The sequence below is a fragment of the Chitinophaga sp. ARDCPP14 genome, from assembly GCF_051362515.1.
In the GTDB taxonomy this organism is placed as follows: Bacteria; Bacteroidota; Bacteroidia; order Chitinophagales; family Chitinophagaceae; genus Chitinophaga.
Map to the genome: position 1 here is coordinate 772,846 of NZ_JBKIXB010000001.1, position 14,703 is coordinate 787,548.

The 14,703-nt window shown below is 44.7% G+C and carries 16 protein-coding genes; 1 reads left to right on the plus strand and 15 read right to left on the minus strand.

Annotated elements, in window-relative coordinates; genetic code table 11:
* Nucleotides 1–4: 4 nt before the first annotated feature.
* The 14 genes from ACLHR0_RS02975 to ACLHR0_RS03040 form a co-directional block, all read right to left on the minus strand.
* The gene (locus ACLHR0_RS02975) at nt 5–3,505 is read right to left on the minus strand and encodes a SusC/RagA family TonB-linked outer membrane protein (protein ID WP_436484609.1); all 3,501 of its coding nucleotides are present in this window, start codon (nt 3,503–3,505) and stop codon (nt 5–7) included.
* Nucleotides 3,506–3,641: 136 nt separating this feature from the next.
* Nucleotides 3,642–4,811: a FecR family protein gene (locus ACLHR0_RS02980; protein WP_436484611.1), complete on the minus strand. Its 1,170-nt coding sequence runs from the start codon at nt 4,809–4,811 to the stop codon at nt 3,642–3,644.
* Between the two features lie 85 nt (nt 4,812–4,896).
* Nucleotides 4,897–5,517 (minus strand): RNA polymerase sigma factor, encoded by a 621-nt coding sequence (locus ACLHR0_RS02985; RefSeq protein WP_370909531.1) that lies wholly within the window; start codon nt 5,515–5,517, stop codon nt 4,897–4,899.
* 25 nt (nt 5,518–5,542) lie between these two features.
* Entirely contained in the window at nt 5,543–6,526 is a 984-nt protein-coding gene (locus ACLHR0_RS02990) for a nucleoside hydrolase (protein ID WP_436484613.1), read from the minus strand.
* A 125-nt stretch (nt 6,527–6,651) separates the two neighbouring features.
* Nucleotides 6,652–6,990 carry a hypothetical protein gene (locus ACLHR0_RS02995; protein ID WP_436484615.1) on the minus strand — a complete coding sequence of 113 codons (339 nt, stop codon included), beginning with the start codon at nt 6,988–6,990 and terminating at the stop codon, nt 6,652–6,654.
* Nucleotides 6,991–7,122: 132 nt separating this feature from the next.
* Nucleotides 7,123–7,575, minus strand: coding sequence for a nuclear transport factor 2 family protein (locus ACLHR0_RS03000; protein WP_436484617.1), 453 nt, complete (start codon nt 7,573–7,575; stop codon nt 7,123–7,125).
* A 1-nt stretch (nt 7,576) separates the two neighbouring features.
* Nucleotides 7,577–8,311, minus strand: coding sequence for an SDR family NAD(P)-dependent oxidoreductase (locus tag ACLHR0_RS03005; RefSeq protein WP_436484619.1), 735 nt, complete (start codon nt 8,309–8,311; stop codon nt 7,577–7,579).
* Between the two features lie 4 nt (nt 8,312–8,315).
* Nucleotides 8,316–8,534: a tautomerase family protein gene (locus ACLHR0_RS03010; RefSeq protein ID WP_436484621.1), complete on the minus strand. Its 219-nt coding sequence runs from the start codon at nt 8,532–8,534 to the stop codon at nt 8,316–8,318.
* 28 nt (nt 8,535–8,562) lie between these two features.
* Nucleotides 8,563–9,081, minus strand: a complete 519-nt coding sequence (locus ACLHR0_RS03015) for a YceI family protein (RefSeq protein WP_436484623.1) — start codon at nt 9,079–9,081, stop codon at nt 8,563–8,565.
* A gap of 193 nt (nt 9,082–9,274) precedes the next feature.
* Nucleotides 9,275–9,838: a Crp/Fnr family transcriptional regulator gene (locus ACLHR0_RS03020; RefSeq protein WP_436484626.1), complete on the minus strand. Its 564-nt coding sequence runs from the start codon at nt 9,836–9,838 to the stop codon at nt 9,275–9,277.
* Nucleotides 9,839–9,922: 84 nt separating this feature from the next.
* Nucleotides 9,923–10,942 carry a retroviral-like aspartic protease family protein gene (locus ACLHR0_RS03025; RefSeq protein ID WP_436484628.1) on the minus strand — a complete coding sequence of 340 codons (1,020 nt, stop codon included), beginning with the start codon at nt 10,940–10,942 and terminating at the stop codon, nt 9,923–9,925.
* Nucleotides 10,943–11,081: 139 nt separating this feature from the next.
* Nucleotides 11,082–11,585, minus strand: coding sequence for a DinB family protein (locus ACLHR0_RS03030; protein ID WP_436484630.1), 504 nt, complete (start codon nt 11,583–11,585; stop codon nt 11,082–11,084).
* Between the two features lie 71 nt (nt 11,586–11,656).
* Nucleotides 11,657–12,349: a helix-turn-helix transcriptional regulator gene (locus ACLHR0_RS03035; RefSeq protein ID WP_436484632.1), complete on the minus strand. Its 693-nt coding sequence runs from the start codon at nt 12,347–12,349 to the stop codon at nt 11,657–11,659.
* A 29-nt stretch (nt 12,350–12,378) separates the two neighbouring features.
* Nucleotides 12,379–13,038, minus strand: coding sequence for a suppressor of fused domain protein (locus ACLHR0_RS03040; protein ID WP_436484634.1), 660 nt, complete (start codon nt 13,036–13,038; stop codon nt 12,379–12,381).
* A 213-nt stretch (nt 13,039–13,251) separates the two neighbouring features.
* Between ACLHR0_RS03040 and ACLHR0_RS03045 the strand changes: the two genes are divergently transcribed.
* A complete protein-coding gene (locus tag ACLHR0_RS03045) occupies nt 13,252–14,037 on the plus strand; it encodes an alpha/beta fold hydrolase (RefSeq protein ID WP_436484636.1) in 786 nt (261 codons plus the stop codon).
* A gap of 16 nt (nt 14,038–14,053) precedes the next feature.
* Here the strand turns inward: ACLHR0_RS03045 and ACLHR0_RS03050 are convergent, their stop codons facing one another.
* The gene (locus ACLHR0_RS03050; protein ID WP_436484638.1) at nt 14,054–14,662 is read right to left on the minus strand and encodes a TetR/AcrR family transcriptional regulator; all 609 of its coding nucleotides are present in this window, start codon (nt 14,660–14,662) and stop codon (nt 14,054–14,056) included.
* Nucleotides 14,663–14,703 lie beyond the last annotated feature (41 nt).

The following is a 14,703-nucleotide window of genomic DNA, read 5'->3' on the forward strand; positions in this document are numbered from 1 at the left end:
AATTTTAAAAACCGGCTCTGAGTGAAAGGGAATAAGTACGGGCAAATGGATTGCTGGTACCACGTTCTATCTGAATACTACTTGCACGGAAAAAGTCATTGGTAATGGCTGTCACCTGTAAACTCCGCATACCAATTCTTTTTATAAACGGACTCCTGTAAAAGTTATATCCGAAGGAAGCCGAACTAAGCGTCAGGTTGTTATCGTTTTGAACAAAACGGGAGGTCAGGCGGGTAGGTTGGGTGGAAACACCGATACGGGTATACGGACTTACATCTCCCGGCCCGGACCAGCCGAGATCATATGCCCTCCGGTCCACGTTAAACGAGGGATCCACAGATTCAACACGGTCTATCAGCGTTTGATTATAGAGCTGGCCACCACATTGGTAATTGAAGATCAGGTTGACCTCAAAGCCCTTCAGCATAAAGTTGGTGCCGAAATTACCATTCCATTTAGGCTGACTAATGCCCACCGGTACTTTATCTGCTGCATCCCAGGTGAAAGTTCTTTTTCCGTCTTTTGTAAGATAGACTTCCGAACCGGTTGCCGGGTCTACACCCAGCGAACGAACCGCATAAATGGTATTAATAGATTCTCCTTCTTCAAACTGTACATTCGGAGTGACCTGATCACTATTAGCCACATTGAGTTTGTTATTGGAAGCCTTCAATTTATTGGATAACTCTTTCAGGATATTTTTATTGGTGAATCCATTTACATTCACTGACCATAAAAGTCCTTTAGCGCTCTTCTCCAGGATTTTATACCGTACAGAGAATTCGAGTCCTGTATTCTGTATCTGGCCTAAGTTCTCTGCATAACTGCTAAATCCTGTGGAGGGAGCAAGGGTAATCTGCGTCAGCGAGTTTTTGGTATTCTCACGATACAGGTCCAGCCGGAGATCCAGTTTCTCTCTTAATAATACCGCATCCATACCAACATTCGCCTTATACACATTCTGCCAGCTCAGGAACTCATTGCCCAACCCGATGAGGACCGCTCCCAGTTCTCCGAAATAGCTGGTGTTCACACCAAAGTTATACCGGGATTGGGCGCTGTAAGCCGGAATATTGAGTGAACCGGTAGAACCATAACTGGCCCTCAGTTTAAGCCTGTTCACCAGGCTGCTTTTATTGAAAAATGCTTCATTATGGATATTCCAGCCTATACCGGCCGACCAGAATGTTCCAAATTTCTTTTCCGTTCCATATTGTGATGATCCGTCCCGGCGGGCGGAAACATCAGCCAGGAAGCGGTTGTCATAACTATAGCTTCCACTGTACACCACACCCACTCTCCTGATGGTACTCTCATCACCGGTTGGTCGCCCGTTTGTTTCGTATTGTGCCGCAAACAACAGGTTATCCAGCTTATCAAAAGGAAAGCCCTCTGTCACCACGGAGTAATAGTTGCTGTTACTGTTGGAAACATTAAACCCAAGCATTGAAAACAACTGGTGAGGTCCCCGTGAGATATTGAGGTTAGCGGTGGTCAGACTCTCATAGCTAGAACTATTTTCATTTCTTACGGTATAACTTCCCTTTCTGCTGAGGTCCGTTATCTCTGCAAAACGGGAATCCTGGGCGGAATAAAACTGGTCTCCGGAGGCATTCTGCTTATTAAGACTCAGGCTTGTTTCCAGGTACAGGAATGGTACCGGCGTATAACGCATCTGGAAGTTATTGGAAATACCAAAGTACTGGTTGCTGTTTACAGAATGAAGACTCGCATCATACGCGGGATTCGTTTGCGTGTAATTAGTGTAATTGATCAGCAGATCCTCCAGCATTTGTTTTGGTTTCCCTTTCTCATCATAAGGCGCCCAATAGGGATTCATTGCTACATATTCACTGAAGTCGCCGTAAGGAGATTCGTTTGACTTATTCTGGAAGATGCGGACAGAGTTTTTGAACTGCAGTTTATTGACTACATAATTAAGATCAAACTGCCCGGAATAATTTTTCCGGTCTTGTCCTTTCATTACACCTGATTGCAGATCGGCGGAAAATTGTAATCCATAGCGGATTGATTGGTCTCCCCCCTGCAGATATAGTGAGCTGCGGTTACTGACGCCATCCTGAACCGGGATCCTGAGCCAATCGGTATTCACGCCGCTTTTCATGGCTTTGTACCTTTCATTGCGAAGCACATTCAGCTTGTGCTGAGCCTGCGCACTTGAGGAAGTATAAACGCCGGCGCGCTGTTCAAAATCAAGTTTTTCCGCAGCGTCTAAAAGATGATACACGGACAGGTCGGGGGTCGTAAACCGGAAATCATTGTTGAATGTTACCTGTATCCTGCCTGGTTTTGGTGTAACAGTAGTAACCACCATTACGCCGTTTGCCCCGCGGGACCCGTAAATGGCAGTAGCAGACGCATCTTTCAGCAAGGTGATACTATTGATCAGGTTCATGTCCAGGTCCACGATACGCTGAAGCGTTACTTCAAATCCATCAAGGATAAATAAAGGGGCATTAGGATTGGCAGAAAGCTGACCGGTGAGATTGGGAAATGAGTTCTGCCCGCGCATCTGGATTTCAGGAAGCTGGTTAATGTTGCCACCGGCCACATTATTGGGCACAATCCTGAGAGAAGGATCAAGTGCAGATATAGCTGCGAATACATTATTGGCGCTCACCTTTTTCAGTTCTGCACCGGAAATTGTTTTCGATGCGCCGGTAAAATTATTGCCCGAACGCTGGAAAAGTCCCGTTACCACTACGCCCTCAATGCCTTTGATCAGCCTGGCCAAACGCACATTTACCATACCGGAAGACAGCATGCGAAAATTGCTTTGGGCATTGCCTTCGGTTTGATCTGGTTGCCCGTTGCCGGTAGTAATACGGACAGGATCCGACATAATAGTATTATTGGCCGACAGTCGGAGCCCCATTGGCATATAACCAATAGATGATATGACAATGCTGGCATTGTCCGATATATTATTCAGCAGGAAACGTCCTTGTCCATCGGTGGAAGTAGCAATCGTTGTTTTCCATACCATTACTGTTGCTCCCGGCAGCGGGTTTCCGTCAATATCAGTTACCTGGCCGGAAAGAGAAGCGGCGGGGGCTGTTACCTCCTTCTTTGCCTCTAGCGGTGCCGGACCTTTCATCTGCAATGCGATGGTATTATCATCCAGCTCATAGGTGAACGGCGTTTCTTTAAGCAGCTCGTCCAGGAATTGCTTAAGCGGCATATTCTTCGCAGCAATGGTGATATTGCTGGTTTCCGTCAGCCGCTGAATTTCACGGCTCTTGAAAAAAGCGTAGAAGCCCGTCTGTTGTTCCAGCGCATTGAGTGCTTTTATCAGTGGTACTTTTTTAGCAGAAAAAGTAACCGATTGCGCCAGCCCGGATGCAGACACCTGTAGAAGAGCTCCTGTTAAAAGGAGAATGGTTAGTTTCATTACCAGCAATGTTTGGTTGATAATCTTTTTTTTCCGGACCGCCGCCATATGGCACGCGCCGAAAATGCTTAGCTGATAAGCAGTTTTTTGCATAATTTGCAGGTGTTTGGTTGATAAATTGAGCGGCACGCTCTTTAATAACTAAGCTTTATACCGGAAGTGGCTCCAATCACTTCCGGTTTTCTTTTGGTTGGCCTTTCTTTCTTACATATATACTTTTATCTGAAATTTATTTTCTTTCTGTTATTATCAGCTTACGGCCTTCTGCGAGGCGAAAACTAAGCCCTGTACCATCCATTAACCTGACTAACGTTTTCAGGCTGACCTTCCGGCTTATTTTGCCGCCAAACGGGACCTGCGAAATATGATGATCATAGGTCACCTCTATATCGTACCAGCGCTCCAGCTGTGTAGCTAATTCTTCTATAGTTACATTATTGAAATCAAAAGCACCGTTTTTCCAGGCAATAGCTTTATTGATATCTGCATGATCGGCAACGGTAATATCGCCGGCTATACTGGCTTCCTGCCCTGGTACCAGGATAGCTTCAGCCTTCCCGCTACGGATATTTACCTTACCTGTTACCAGCGTTGCTTTCACCCGTGGCTGATCGCCGTAAGCGTTGATATTAAAAGAAGTACCTAACACCAACACCTGGGTTTTATCATTCACCAATACCCTGAAGGGTTGGGATGAATTTTCCGCGACTTCAAAATAAGCCTCTCCTGTCAGCTGCACCTGGCGTTCTTTTCCCGAAAAGCGAACGGGAAAACGGAGTGAAGACTCTGCATTAATCCAAACCTTTGAACCATCCGGTAAAACAATGGAGAACTGTCTTCCCCGTGGAGTAAGAACAGTATTCAGCTCCTCTGCAACCATCTCTCCGGACGTGGCAGGTGCATAGGCCAGGCCCCCGTTGTTCAGCACTATGTCAACACCCGCCTGCGAAGCCACTGTTCCGTTGCCTGCGGTATCCAGCACTACTTTATTACCGTTTGCCAGTATCAGCACCGCGCCGGGGCGACCAGGGCTAATGTCCTGAACCGCGATCTGGTTTTCATGGACCGGCTTTGTTTTTAACCGGTTAACGGTGTACCAGCCGATAGCCAGCATAGTAAGTACGGCTGCCGCAACAGACAACCATTTCCGCCGTTCCGGCAGGAGCCTTTTCACAGGCGTTTCTGCCTCGATTTGCCGGAGTATTTCTTTCAACACCACCTGTTGCCGCGTTTCATCCCACTGCTGGGCCGTTGATTCGAGTGAGCCCTGGATGGACGCTTTCACGGTTTCATCGTAAACGCCCGTACCTATGGCTTCTGTAAATTCAGACAACTCGCCGGCGGAAATTTCGTTCTTACGGTATTTCTCAAGTAAGGATTGGAAATAAATCTCATCCATAAACGGTTTTTAAAGCGATACAATATAAAGACGACCACCAGGCTAAAAGTGGGTAGTTGAATTGAAAAAAAATGGGTGTTGACTATTATTGCATCAACAACACCAACAAAATCATTAAAATTTCAGGGTCTTCTATATGGGCCATTACATAGTGGCGAACTGCCCGGGTAGCCAATTTCAGATGGGTTCGCACAGTCTGGATGCTGATCTCCATTCTTTCTGCGATTTCGGCATGGGAAATGCCTGATTCTTTTGCCAGTTGAAATATAATACGTTGCTGCGGGGTAAGGGATTCCACCGCTTGCTTCAAAATTCCTGCGTATTCTTTGGCAGCCAGGATCTTGATAGGTGAATCGGGACCATCGTGAAGCAATTCGCCCAGCTGTAGCTGGTGATGTAGCTGGCGTGCACGCGCTTTAAATGTGTCGAAAATAATATTCCGGGCAAGTATGTACAGGTAATGTTCCGGCTTTTTTAATGTTCCCGGCTTTGTGCGGGTTTCCCACATACGCATAAAAACAAGCTGCACGATATCTTCACATAGTGACTGATCTCCTTTGGTAAAAACCATAGCGGTGTTGTATACTGCAGCACTATATTTATCATAAAAAATAGAAAACTGCCTTACATCTTCATCCGGTATCTTTTTATCACTGGCTGTATTGATATTAGAATGCTGATTGCCCAACCTTTCGCGTTTGGTCAAATTTAGAAAAAAACCGCGAATAGTGCTAATGGCTGGCGGATTGCTTTTGCATCACCATCATTGCATCAAACTTCTCTGCAATCACTTTTGGATCAATACCCTCCGCAAACTCACTGACCAGGTAATGCCGTTCATCGTTTGGCGCTAAACGCCACAAATTTGTTCCGTCTTCAAAAATGTGGTTATATCCGCGTTCTTCCAGCCTGAAATAAGGCTGGTGCCCTTTCACCGCCACATAAACCGCAATCAGGTCGGCGCTGTGGTGCCAATTCCTTTTCCAGCTTTCCAGGAACAGTTTGTAGGCATGCGCCATCGGCGTGTGTTTATATTGTTCCCTGAAAAAAATCCTCCCGGTTGGCACACTGTCAGCGAAAGCCCCGCCGCCGGTGAAATATATGCGGGTAGGCCATGCTGCAACCACATGTTGGGTGGCGTGCGGATCGGATTTGAAATTTCCCCAGGGCCTTGGGTCCTGATCTGCCGGATACCTGCCTCCCATGCATACCAGGCGCTTCACTTTCTTCTTTACCAGGTCAATACCCTTCAATTCACTAAACTGATCTGCTTCCGTTTGCAGCAGTTTGGAAAGATTGGTCAGGTCGCCCACCGTCACCACCACCACGCTTGTATCCGGTTGTGACGACAGTATCTTCCGGTACAGCAACGTAGCTTCCGGCATATCTTCTCCTAATTTAACATTGGGGTTAAATTCTTCGCAAAGCCTGCGTGCATATTTGGACTTATGATACACGCCAAATCGCTGCACAGCGCCAATAGGGATATCTGGCCTGCCGTAGTAGGTATTAATCACATCGGCTGCTCCCGGCGACCATGGATTAAGGCTGGATACCATAACCGCCAGTATCTCGGCATCCCCGAGATTGGCGAAACCATGGAGCATAGCCAGGGCGCCCACGTCATCGACGTCGGAGTCCATATCAGTATCAAAAATAATTCTTACGGGCTGCGCGAAGGCGAGATGACAGAGCAGCAGACTAAGGATCAACAATCCGAGAGGCTTTATTTGTTTCATCTATTCAACGTGGTCAATTGGGTGATCGTTTTCAGTTTACGTGGTACTTCCGTAAAACAGACGTTCAACCGGATAGTTAGGACCCATTGACAGCGAAAAAACTAGCTTAAATTTTCAACCTGGTCATGAAGCTGCTGATCCCAGATAAATTCTATATTGAACTTACCATCAGGCTCCAATCTGAAAATGGCCCTGTTCCATTTGTTCGCCCCTCCCTCAGTAGTAATACTGTGTAATTCTTTTATCCAATTCCTGATCTCCCGGGGAATTTTTCTGACAGACAGGTCAACGGCGGTACTACCAGCCTGGTAGTCGCCCGTGTAACCTACCACTCCATTGGCAACAACTTCTATATCCAATTTAGCATTTGTCCAGTTACTTTCGTCGATAGCATTAGCGATGCCTTTTGCTATGCTTAAATAAATTTCATCTGCTGTCATAATTTAATTTTAAGCTGTTCTTAAATAGTCCTGGTAATTTAACTATTTAATTAATTACTTGCTTTAATGGAAAAATTATGCTTGATAACTTATAACAAATCTCTGCTATAATACTACCTGAACTTCTAAATTTTAGTCCGCTATATCGGTAAGCATTTTATTAACAATCATCCACCGGTTATTGATTTTATGAAACGAGAGAAATTCGTCATAATTAAACTCATACATTTTAACGTGAATTTTTGCCATCGCTATAGTATTAACAACATCAATCGAGATGATGGTTCCTTTAAAAGGTTTGCCGGAATCTTTCACACTTTGTCGGTTCTTTACACCATCCAGGTACTGATCAAGGGTTTTGGCGTATGGCTGGCCCTTTACATCTCCGAACAATAGGGTACCGGGATGGTAGATATTTTTCAGGATGCTGATGTCGCCTTCGTAAATTCCTTTGAAATAATATTCTTCCAGCGCCTGGGCAATTGCCAGGGAATCCTGTTGACTGGTTTCCATTTTCATTGAATTTTGTGCTTTTAATACCAGTATGACGCCGGACAAAAAAGCGGTTAAAAAAAGTGTTTTCATGTTATTTCAGATGATGTCCTGCCGCCATTCCGCCGTCTACGTCGATGATGGCGCCTGTAATAAAGTTACTCTTAGCAACGGTATAAACCATTTCAGCAATATCTTCCACTTCTCCAATGCGGTTCAGTAAATGCAGTCCTGCGCTCTGACCGGCATTATCACCGCGCATAGGTGTGCGTATTACACCCGGGGCAATGGTGTTGACCCTGATGTTATCCTTGCCGAATTCGGCAGCCAGCTGCAGGGTGAGTGCGTGTATCGCCCCTTTTGATGCCAATGGCGCAGTAGATGGAGCGCCTCCCAACGCGTGGTTTACCAATGGCGTACCGATGTTGATGATCACGCCGTGGTGCTGCCGGAGCATTTGTGGAATAACCGCCTGGGTAGTGAAAAAAGTACCCTTCAGATTGGTATCAAGAAATTTGTCGAGATAAGCTTCATCCACTTCAAGAAATGGCTTTGTTTCATAAATACCTGCATTGTTTACCAATACGTCTGCCGAACCAAATTCCTCCATAGCTGTTGCCAGTATCTTCTCACCGGTACTTTTATGTTTCACATTACCGGCTACCATAGCCAGGTTTTCGCCCGCGCCTAACTCCTGGTAAACCTCTTCCAGTTTCCCGGCAGTTAAAGAATTAATTACTACATTATCTCCGTTTTTTAAAAAGTGCCGGGCTACCTCTTTGCCAATGCCCGATGAGGCGCCGGTAACTATTACTGTTTGCTTTTTCATGGCCTTATTTTTTTTCAGCGGTTATCCCTTTCTCTCTTAATACAGATACCTGTTCCCCGGCAACACCCCAGTCGTCCAGGTCATATTCCCGGATGACCACAAAGGTCAGTTGCGGATCTTTATTCAGGGTGTCACTGATCAGGTCAGTGACACCTTTAATCAGGATTTGCTTTTGCTCTCTTGTAACGCCTTCACGGGTTACTTCTATTTTAACGTATGGCATGACTTAGGTTTTTATGCTAAAGCCGTTTTCAGGCGGCTTTAGCGGTTACAGTTACGTTTAGTTCAAAATCGTTATAGATTAAGGTATCTCCCAGGTTTTTAAAGAAATTACCTGAGCGGAACTTTATGCCGTACCTGGTACGGTCAATCACCAGCTTGCCGGTAGCAGTTACCTGGTCGCCGTTAATATTAACCGCCACATCAAAACCGACCGGATGCGTAATACCTTTAATGGTCAGATCACCTTCAACATGATTGCCCACCACGGAGGTGATTTCCAATGTTGCCTCCGGATATTTATCGGTAGAGAAAAAATCATCCGAAGCCAGGTGACCAAAGAACTGCGCATTTGTTGCAGGGTCTGTTACATCCAGTATTTTAATGGAGGTGGTGTCGATGACGAACTTACCACCGGCAAGTTTTCCGTCATTCAAAAGAAGTTCGCCTTCTTTAACGGCGATGGTGCCGTTGTGGGCGCCGGTTACTTTTCTGCCAACCCAATCGATGTTGCTTTGGGTGCTTACGATATCAAATTTTTTTGTTTCCATGTTTTTATGTTTTTATGTTACCCCAAAGTACGGTAGCATTTTCAACACGGCTGCGTGATCTACATCACATTTGAAGGGAGGCATTACTTATGTGATCCAGGTCACTTTTCATTTAATCGAACCTTAATTGGGAAATAAAAAAAGCAGGTATTTAAATACCTGCTCCAGAAAAAGATATAGACCAGCTTATAGATTACAGCCTGCTGAGGGTTTCCCTTGATACGCCCAGATATGCGGCAATGAGGTTCTTAGGAACCATGTTATAAAGTTCCGGATATAGTTTTAACAGCTCCTCGTAACGGTATTTCACATTATTGTTCATAAAGGACAACAACCGCTTTTGAGCAGCAACATATCCCCTGTTGGTCCTCCATCTGAAAAAATGCTCTACAGTATGCAGTTCGTTACATAGCTTTTCCCTGTCGCTGCTAGTAAGCGCAAGAACATCCGCATCGGTTATACAATCTACATTGATGGTGGCTTTGGTTTGATTATATAACGCATTGTAGTCAGAAGCCCACCATGTGGGCATGGCAAACTGCAGGATGAACATTTTCAGATCATCATTGATAAAAAAAGATTTTAAGCATCCTGAAATCACGAAGTATTCACAATCTACCGTATCGCCCTCGACAATAATAGCCTGCCCTTTTTTAAAGCTCAGTGGCTTAAAATGTGAAAAGAAATAATCAAACTGCTCATCGGTTAAACTGACAAACTTCCCAATATGAGCTTTCAACGTTTCTTTAGCTTCCATAAGTGATTTTTACTAATGCTTTGACCTTTTCAAAGGTAAGCATTCTTCCAAAAAATATAAATATGGAAGAACATGACCACAGCGCTATTTCTCTAAAATCAATTGATTACTTTGGTTATCAATAGACCAGCGCCGGAATTTGTTAAGAAAAGTTTTGCCGAGCAAAAAGGTATCTGCTTCTTTAGAGGCACCAATAACGAGGTTATTAACGGTGAATTTACCCACCTGAACATTGTTGATCCTGTACACATCACACAAAATCTCCTTCCCGCTGGCAAGGGTATATGTTTGCTGCCCCAGGAAATCATTGCCGGAAACCAGTTTTAATTGAAGCAATTTATTGATCATGGTATCTGACACCAGCATGTCAGTGGCGCCGCAATCCAGCATCCACACATTTACGAGCGGTCCTATTTTTACTTTCAGCTTCGTCATGGCGCTTACGGTAATTACATCAATAGAATCGATTTTCCTGTTACTGGTTACATCCAAGCTATCGGTCGCCCTCCAGGAAGTGGTAGGGGATACTTTTTTATAGGGATACCCACCGCAACGATAGGCAATTTCATTAAATAACATGGAATTGGGATCGTTCATATCTTTAATGGTTTGCGTATTTATTTTCCGCTTTGTCATAATAGATACCGCACAATCACAATATGGATTTATCTTGCTTTCATCCAGTTTCTCCTTTTGATTCCCGCGAATATAGGCGGCCATAGAATCACGATAAGCTAAAATCTGAGCGGGTGAGAAAAAGAGATTGGTCTGGGAAATATCTTTGTAACATTGATCAATGCGAGCCTGAAGCAGGGTATCTTTTTCTATAAGTTTAGCCAGTGAAAAATTAGGATACAAGCGCTCATACTCCTTTATCTTTTTCATAGGAAAATACCCGTCGATCGCGTCTACCTGGCAATTACAGATCTGAACGGCCTCTTTATTTGAGGCATCCGCTTTCATCCCATTTATGCAACGCCAGAACAGCGTACTTTTCGACCAAACAATTTTCCACTCCCGGGAGCGGACATATTGCTCGCCATCCGTAAACTGGGCAGATACACTACCGGCGATAAAAAGTAATATTAAAGTAAGAAAACGCATAAACAGATGCTATCAGTGTGGAAGCAAGTTAATTAAAAGTGTTTAAAGCAAAGAGATTCGCACAGCCCGATGCCGGGAACAAGATAAAAAGCCCCTGCAAATTTTCATTGCAGGGGCTACACCGCTTTGGCAGGCACTTCTATTGCTGCTCCTTTCTTACATTAAAGAAGAGATAGTCTGTTCCCGGGGCATCCGTTATCCCGATACTTCTGCCGATAGTAACTATCTGTCCCCTGTGATAGGTGCCATGATTAACAAAATGTTGTATATACTCATAGCGGGATTGGTTGGCTTCAAACCAGGGACTTACCACTTTTATTTTTTCTACTAAATCATTCCGGGAGAATGATTTTATCTCATTTGCCAGCACTTGCGACCTGTTAATAAGTCCCTGAAAAACTTCGTCCGCGTTGAGGTCTTCTATGCCATAACGATTTATAAAGTCTGTTTGCTGGCAAATAATGGAATACCAATATTCTTCCATTCCCCAAATGTGATTCAAGGTTTTGAGGATGCTGGAAAAACTTGACGGCGACTCCTGGTTCAACTGTTCCGTTGTTTTATTGGACAACCAATCCACAAACTGGTGGTTTACCGACAAATTATAGCCGGCATAATTTGTAACTAAATTTTGCAAATCCATTTTTATTCATTTAATGTTTAAGCAAAATTATGTGGGGGTATTGACAGCCCTATGTCAAGGGTAGGAAGGGGTTAGTAATATTTGTCAAAATATTCCTGCAAGGTCATTTTATGAGGGGTAAACTTTTCAGACAGGGTTTCCAGTCGTTTAATCCTGTCCAGGCGAAAATACCGGAACTCTTTGCGTAAGCGGCACCACGCTACTAATAACCAGTTCTCCTTTGTGTTTAATAATGCAAAAGGCTCAATCAACCTGTTGGTCACTTTGTTGGCTTCATTGGCATATTCAATTCTTGTTACATAAAAATTGGTAAGGGCAAACTGCAGATCAGATAAGTTATTACTGTTCCTTTCCCTGTTAAGGTTCTGGTCAAACTGTGTCCGTTCTGCCAGGAGATTGGCTTTATCTTTTACATGATGTCTTAGTACCGCTTTTATTTTTTCGATGGCTGCTGAATAATCTTTAATGAAAGAAGCATCCTTGTTTTTCAGCACTAACTGTTCTGCAAGAATCAAGGCGTTGGCCTGGTTCTCCGTAAACATAACGGGCGGAATCCGGTACCCTTCCATCAGGGAATAACCTCTTCCTTCTTCTGTCAGGATTGGAACGCCTGCCTGTTCCAGTGCTTTAATATCCCGGTAAATGGTTCTGTTGCTCACCGAAAATTTACCGGCTAATTCTGCTGCCGTCAAAAGCCGCTTTGTTTGCAACTGGGTTAAGATGGCAGTGAGTCGCGACAGCCGCTTTATATCATTATCAATCATTATCGAAATTTCCCGGCATTGAATTTTGTTTATGATTTCCTGTTCAGATCTGTTATCAGCAGAGGGTTATCTTTTTTCAGTTCACTGATCAGCGTAGCCACTTCAGTAGTAGTAGGATTCCGCATCAGTCTTTCCAGTTCAGCATTTGTTATGCCCACCAGTTGCAGGAAAGACACTTCGCCGTGTGGCGTTTCTATTCTTCCCAGTTCGGGGTCGAGCGCCAGCACAAAAGCGGTTATCTCCGTTTGGGTATCGAGCCGTATAGGGCCTTTGGCTGGTATAAAATGATTTTCTTCAAACCATTTCCCACTGTTAAATACATACCGCGCAAGGTTGTTCATTACATGAACGGCCCACAGCGGGTCATCCTTATCTTCCGCAAATGGTTTCAACCGGAAGGTAAATTCAAAGCCCCATTTGCTGAACTCACCACCAGCCTTGTCCTGGTCGTAGTACAGCTCCGACATGCCATAACTGATAATATGCCTGTGGTATTCATGTTTGCTCGAATCGTAAATGCTTGCGCCATCGATGGGGTCAGTGCCTCCGGCCATAAAGTGTATGCCACAGAGCGGTCCGTAATGACGGGGTTCGGTTTTACCGTACACCGTTTCCAGGGCACTGTCTATTGAAAGCCATCCAACGGGATCATCTTCCCTGAACCTTTGTTTGTACTCTTCTGCTCTCATAAGAATAGTAGGTTAATGGCTCTAATATAAGCCAAGTTGTGAAAAAAGCCATGCCCGTATGTTGATTTTATTGTCGCAATTGCCCTGCAAATTGGCATTTTTGCACCCATCAGGATCGCGTGTTTTGATGTAGGTTTACCCTATCAAAATACATATCATATGCAACGCACATCCATTATTTTTATACTCTTATTAATCGTAACACATTTGCAGATGACTGCACAGCAAAAACAAACGGGCCACTATGCAGCGGTGAATGGCTTAAAGATGTATTATGAGATCCATGGCAGCGGGGCGCCGCTGGTACTGCTTCATGGCGGAGGTTCTACCATTAAGTCCAACTATGGTGCCATCCTTCCGGAGCTGGCAAAAACACACCAGGTAATTGCCATAGAACTGCAGGCGCATGGTCATACGGCCGACATCGACCGGCCGCTGAGCTTTGAGCAGGATGCGGATGATGTGGCCGCTCTTCTGGGGCAACTGCACATTGCCAAGGCCAGCTTTATGGGTTTCAGTAATGGAGGCACCACTGCGCTGCAAATTGCCATACGGCATCCGGAGCTGGTAAATAAACTGGTACTGGCCTCTGCCCTTTTCAGGCGCGATGGTACACCTCCCGGTTTCTTTGATGGCTTTAAAAACACTACTCTGGACAATATGCCTCCGCAGCTAAAAGAAGCGTACCTGGAAGCTAACCCTGATCCCAAAGGACTTGAAGCGATGTTTCACCGGGATGTGGCAAGGATGGAAAATTTTAAAGATATCAGCACTGAAGATATAAAAAGTATCCAGGCGCCAGCGCTGGTGATAAATGGTTACGCAGAGCCTATACTGCCGGAACATGCGCTATTATTAGCACGCGTGTTACCGCATGCGCAACTGGCGATTCTGCCGGGCGGTCATGGCGACTATATCGGAGAAATTTGTGCACCAGATAAGCAAAGTAAAATACCGCTGCTGGTTACCACCATGATTACAGCATTTCTTAAAGAATAACAGGGCCGAGAAAGAGTTACTCCGCCATACGTGCCTGCGCTGACGGTGTGAGGTAAGGATAAAACATGGCGGAGAAAATTTTACTGTAATGTTTTATCGCCTGGCTTCCCCTCAGCTTCCCGGTTAATTCATTATTCGACAACCAAAAATCTCCCATAATAAATATCTGCGTTACCAACGACTCCCAGATACTTTCCGGAAAATCGGTCCGGAAAATCCCCGCTGCTTTCAACTGGCCGAAAATAATAAAGAATTCTTTTTCCCGGCGTCGTGTGAGCGCATAATAGTCTTTCCTGATGGCAGGCACGCGCAGGCTTATCTCCACAAAATGTAAAAATATAAAACGGTATTTATATGCCAGCTCCAGCGAACGGACAGAAAAATCCTGGAGCGTATCCAGTGTAACGGGATTAATTAATTCCAGTTCCGAAACCAGGGCATCAAAACCGGCGGCCAACTGCTCATAAAGCGTCTTTATGATTTCATCTGTTTGCCTGAAATGATAATGCAGATTCCCCGGGCTGATGCCCATTTTTGCCGCAATATGCCTGCTGGTAATTGTGTTTACACCCTGGCTGTTGTAAAGTTCCAGCGCCGTTTTGAGAATATTTGTCCGCGTATCCATAATCAAATTTAGAACAATTGATCTAAAAATAATAATATTTA

Excerpts from the sequence above, each read along its gene's own strand:
- ACLHR0_RS02975 (WP_436484609.1), bottom strand. The coding sequence starts at position 3,505 with ATGCAAAAAACTGCTTATCAGCTAAGCATTTTCGGCGCGTGCCATATG.
- ACLHR0_RS02980 (WP_436484611.1), bottom strand. The coding sequence starts at position 4,811 with ATGGATGAGATTTATTTCCAATCCTTACTTGAGAAATACCGTAAGAAC.
- ACLHR0_RS02995 (WP_436484615.1), bottom strand. The coding sequence starts at position 6,990 with ATGACAGCAGATGAAATTTATTTAAGCATAGCAAAAGGCATCGCTAAT.
- ACLHR0_RS03000 (WP_436484617.1), bottom strand. The coding sequence starts at position 7,575 with ATGAAAACACTTTTTTTAACCGCTTTTTTGTCCGGCGTCATACTGGTA.
- ACLHR0_RS03005 (WP_436484619.1), bottom strand. The coding sequence starts at position 8,311 with ATGAAAAAGCAAACAGTAATAGTTACCGGCGCCTCATCGGGCATTGGC.
- ACLHR0_RS03010 (WP_436484621.1), bottom strand. The coding sequence starts at position 8,534 with ATGCCATACGTTAAAATAGAAGTAACCCGTGAAGGCGTTACAAGAGAG.
- ACLHR0_RS03015 (WP_436484623.1), bottom strand. The coding sequence starts at position 9,081 with ATGGAAACAAAAAAATTTGATATCGTAAGCACCCAAAGCAACATCGAT.
- ACLHR0_RS03020 (WP_436484626.1), bottom strand. The coding sequence starts at position 9,838 with ATGGAAGCTAAAGAAACGTTGAAAGCTCATATTGGGAAGTTTGTCAGT.
- ACLHR0_RS03025 (WP_436484628.1), bottom strand. The coding sequence starts at position 10,942 with ATGCGTTTTCTTACTTTAATATTACTTTTTATCGCCGGTAGTGTATCT.
- ACLHR0_RS03030 (WP_436484630.1), bottom strand. The coding sequence starts at position 11,585 with ATGGATTTGCAAAATTTAGTTACAAATTATGCCGGCTATAATTTGTCG.
- ACLHR0_RS03035 (WP_436484632.1), bottom strand. The coding sequence starts at position 12,349 with ATGATTGATAATGATATAAAGCGGCTGTCGCGACTCACTGCCATCTTA.
- ACLHR0_RS03040 (WP_436484634.1), bottom strand. The coding sequence starts at position 13,038 with ATGAGAGCAGAAGAGTACAAACAAAGGTTCAGGGAAGATGATCCCGTT.
- ACLHR0_RS03045 (WP_436484636.1), top strand. The coding sequence starts at position 13,252 with ATGACTGCACAGCAAAAACAAACGGGCCACTATGCAGCGGTGAATGGC.
- ACLHR0_RS03050 (WP_436484638.1), bottom strand. The coding sequence starts at position 14,662 with ATGGATACGCGGACAAATATTCTCAAAACGGCGCTGGAACTTTACAAC.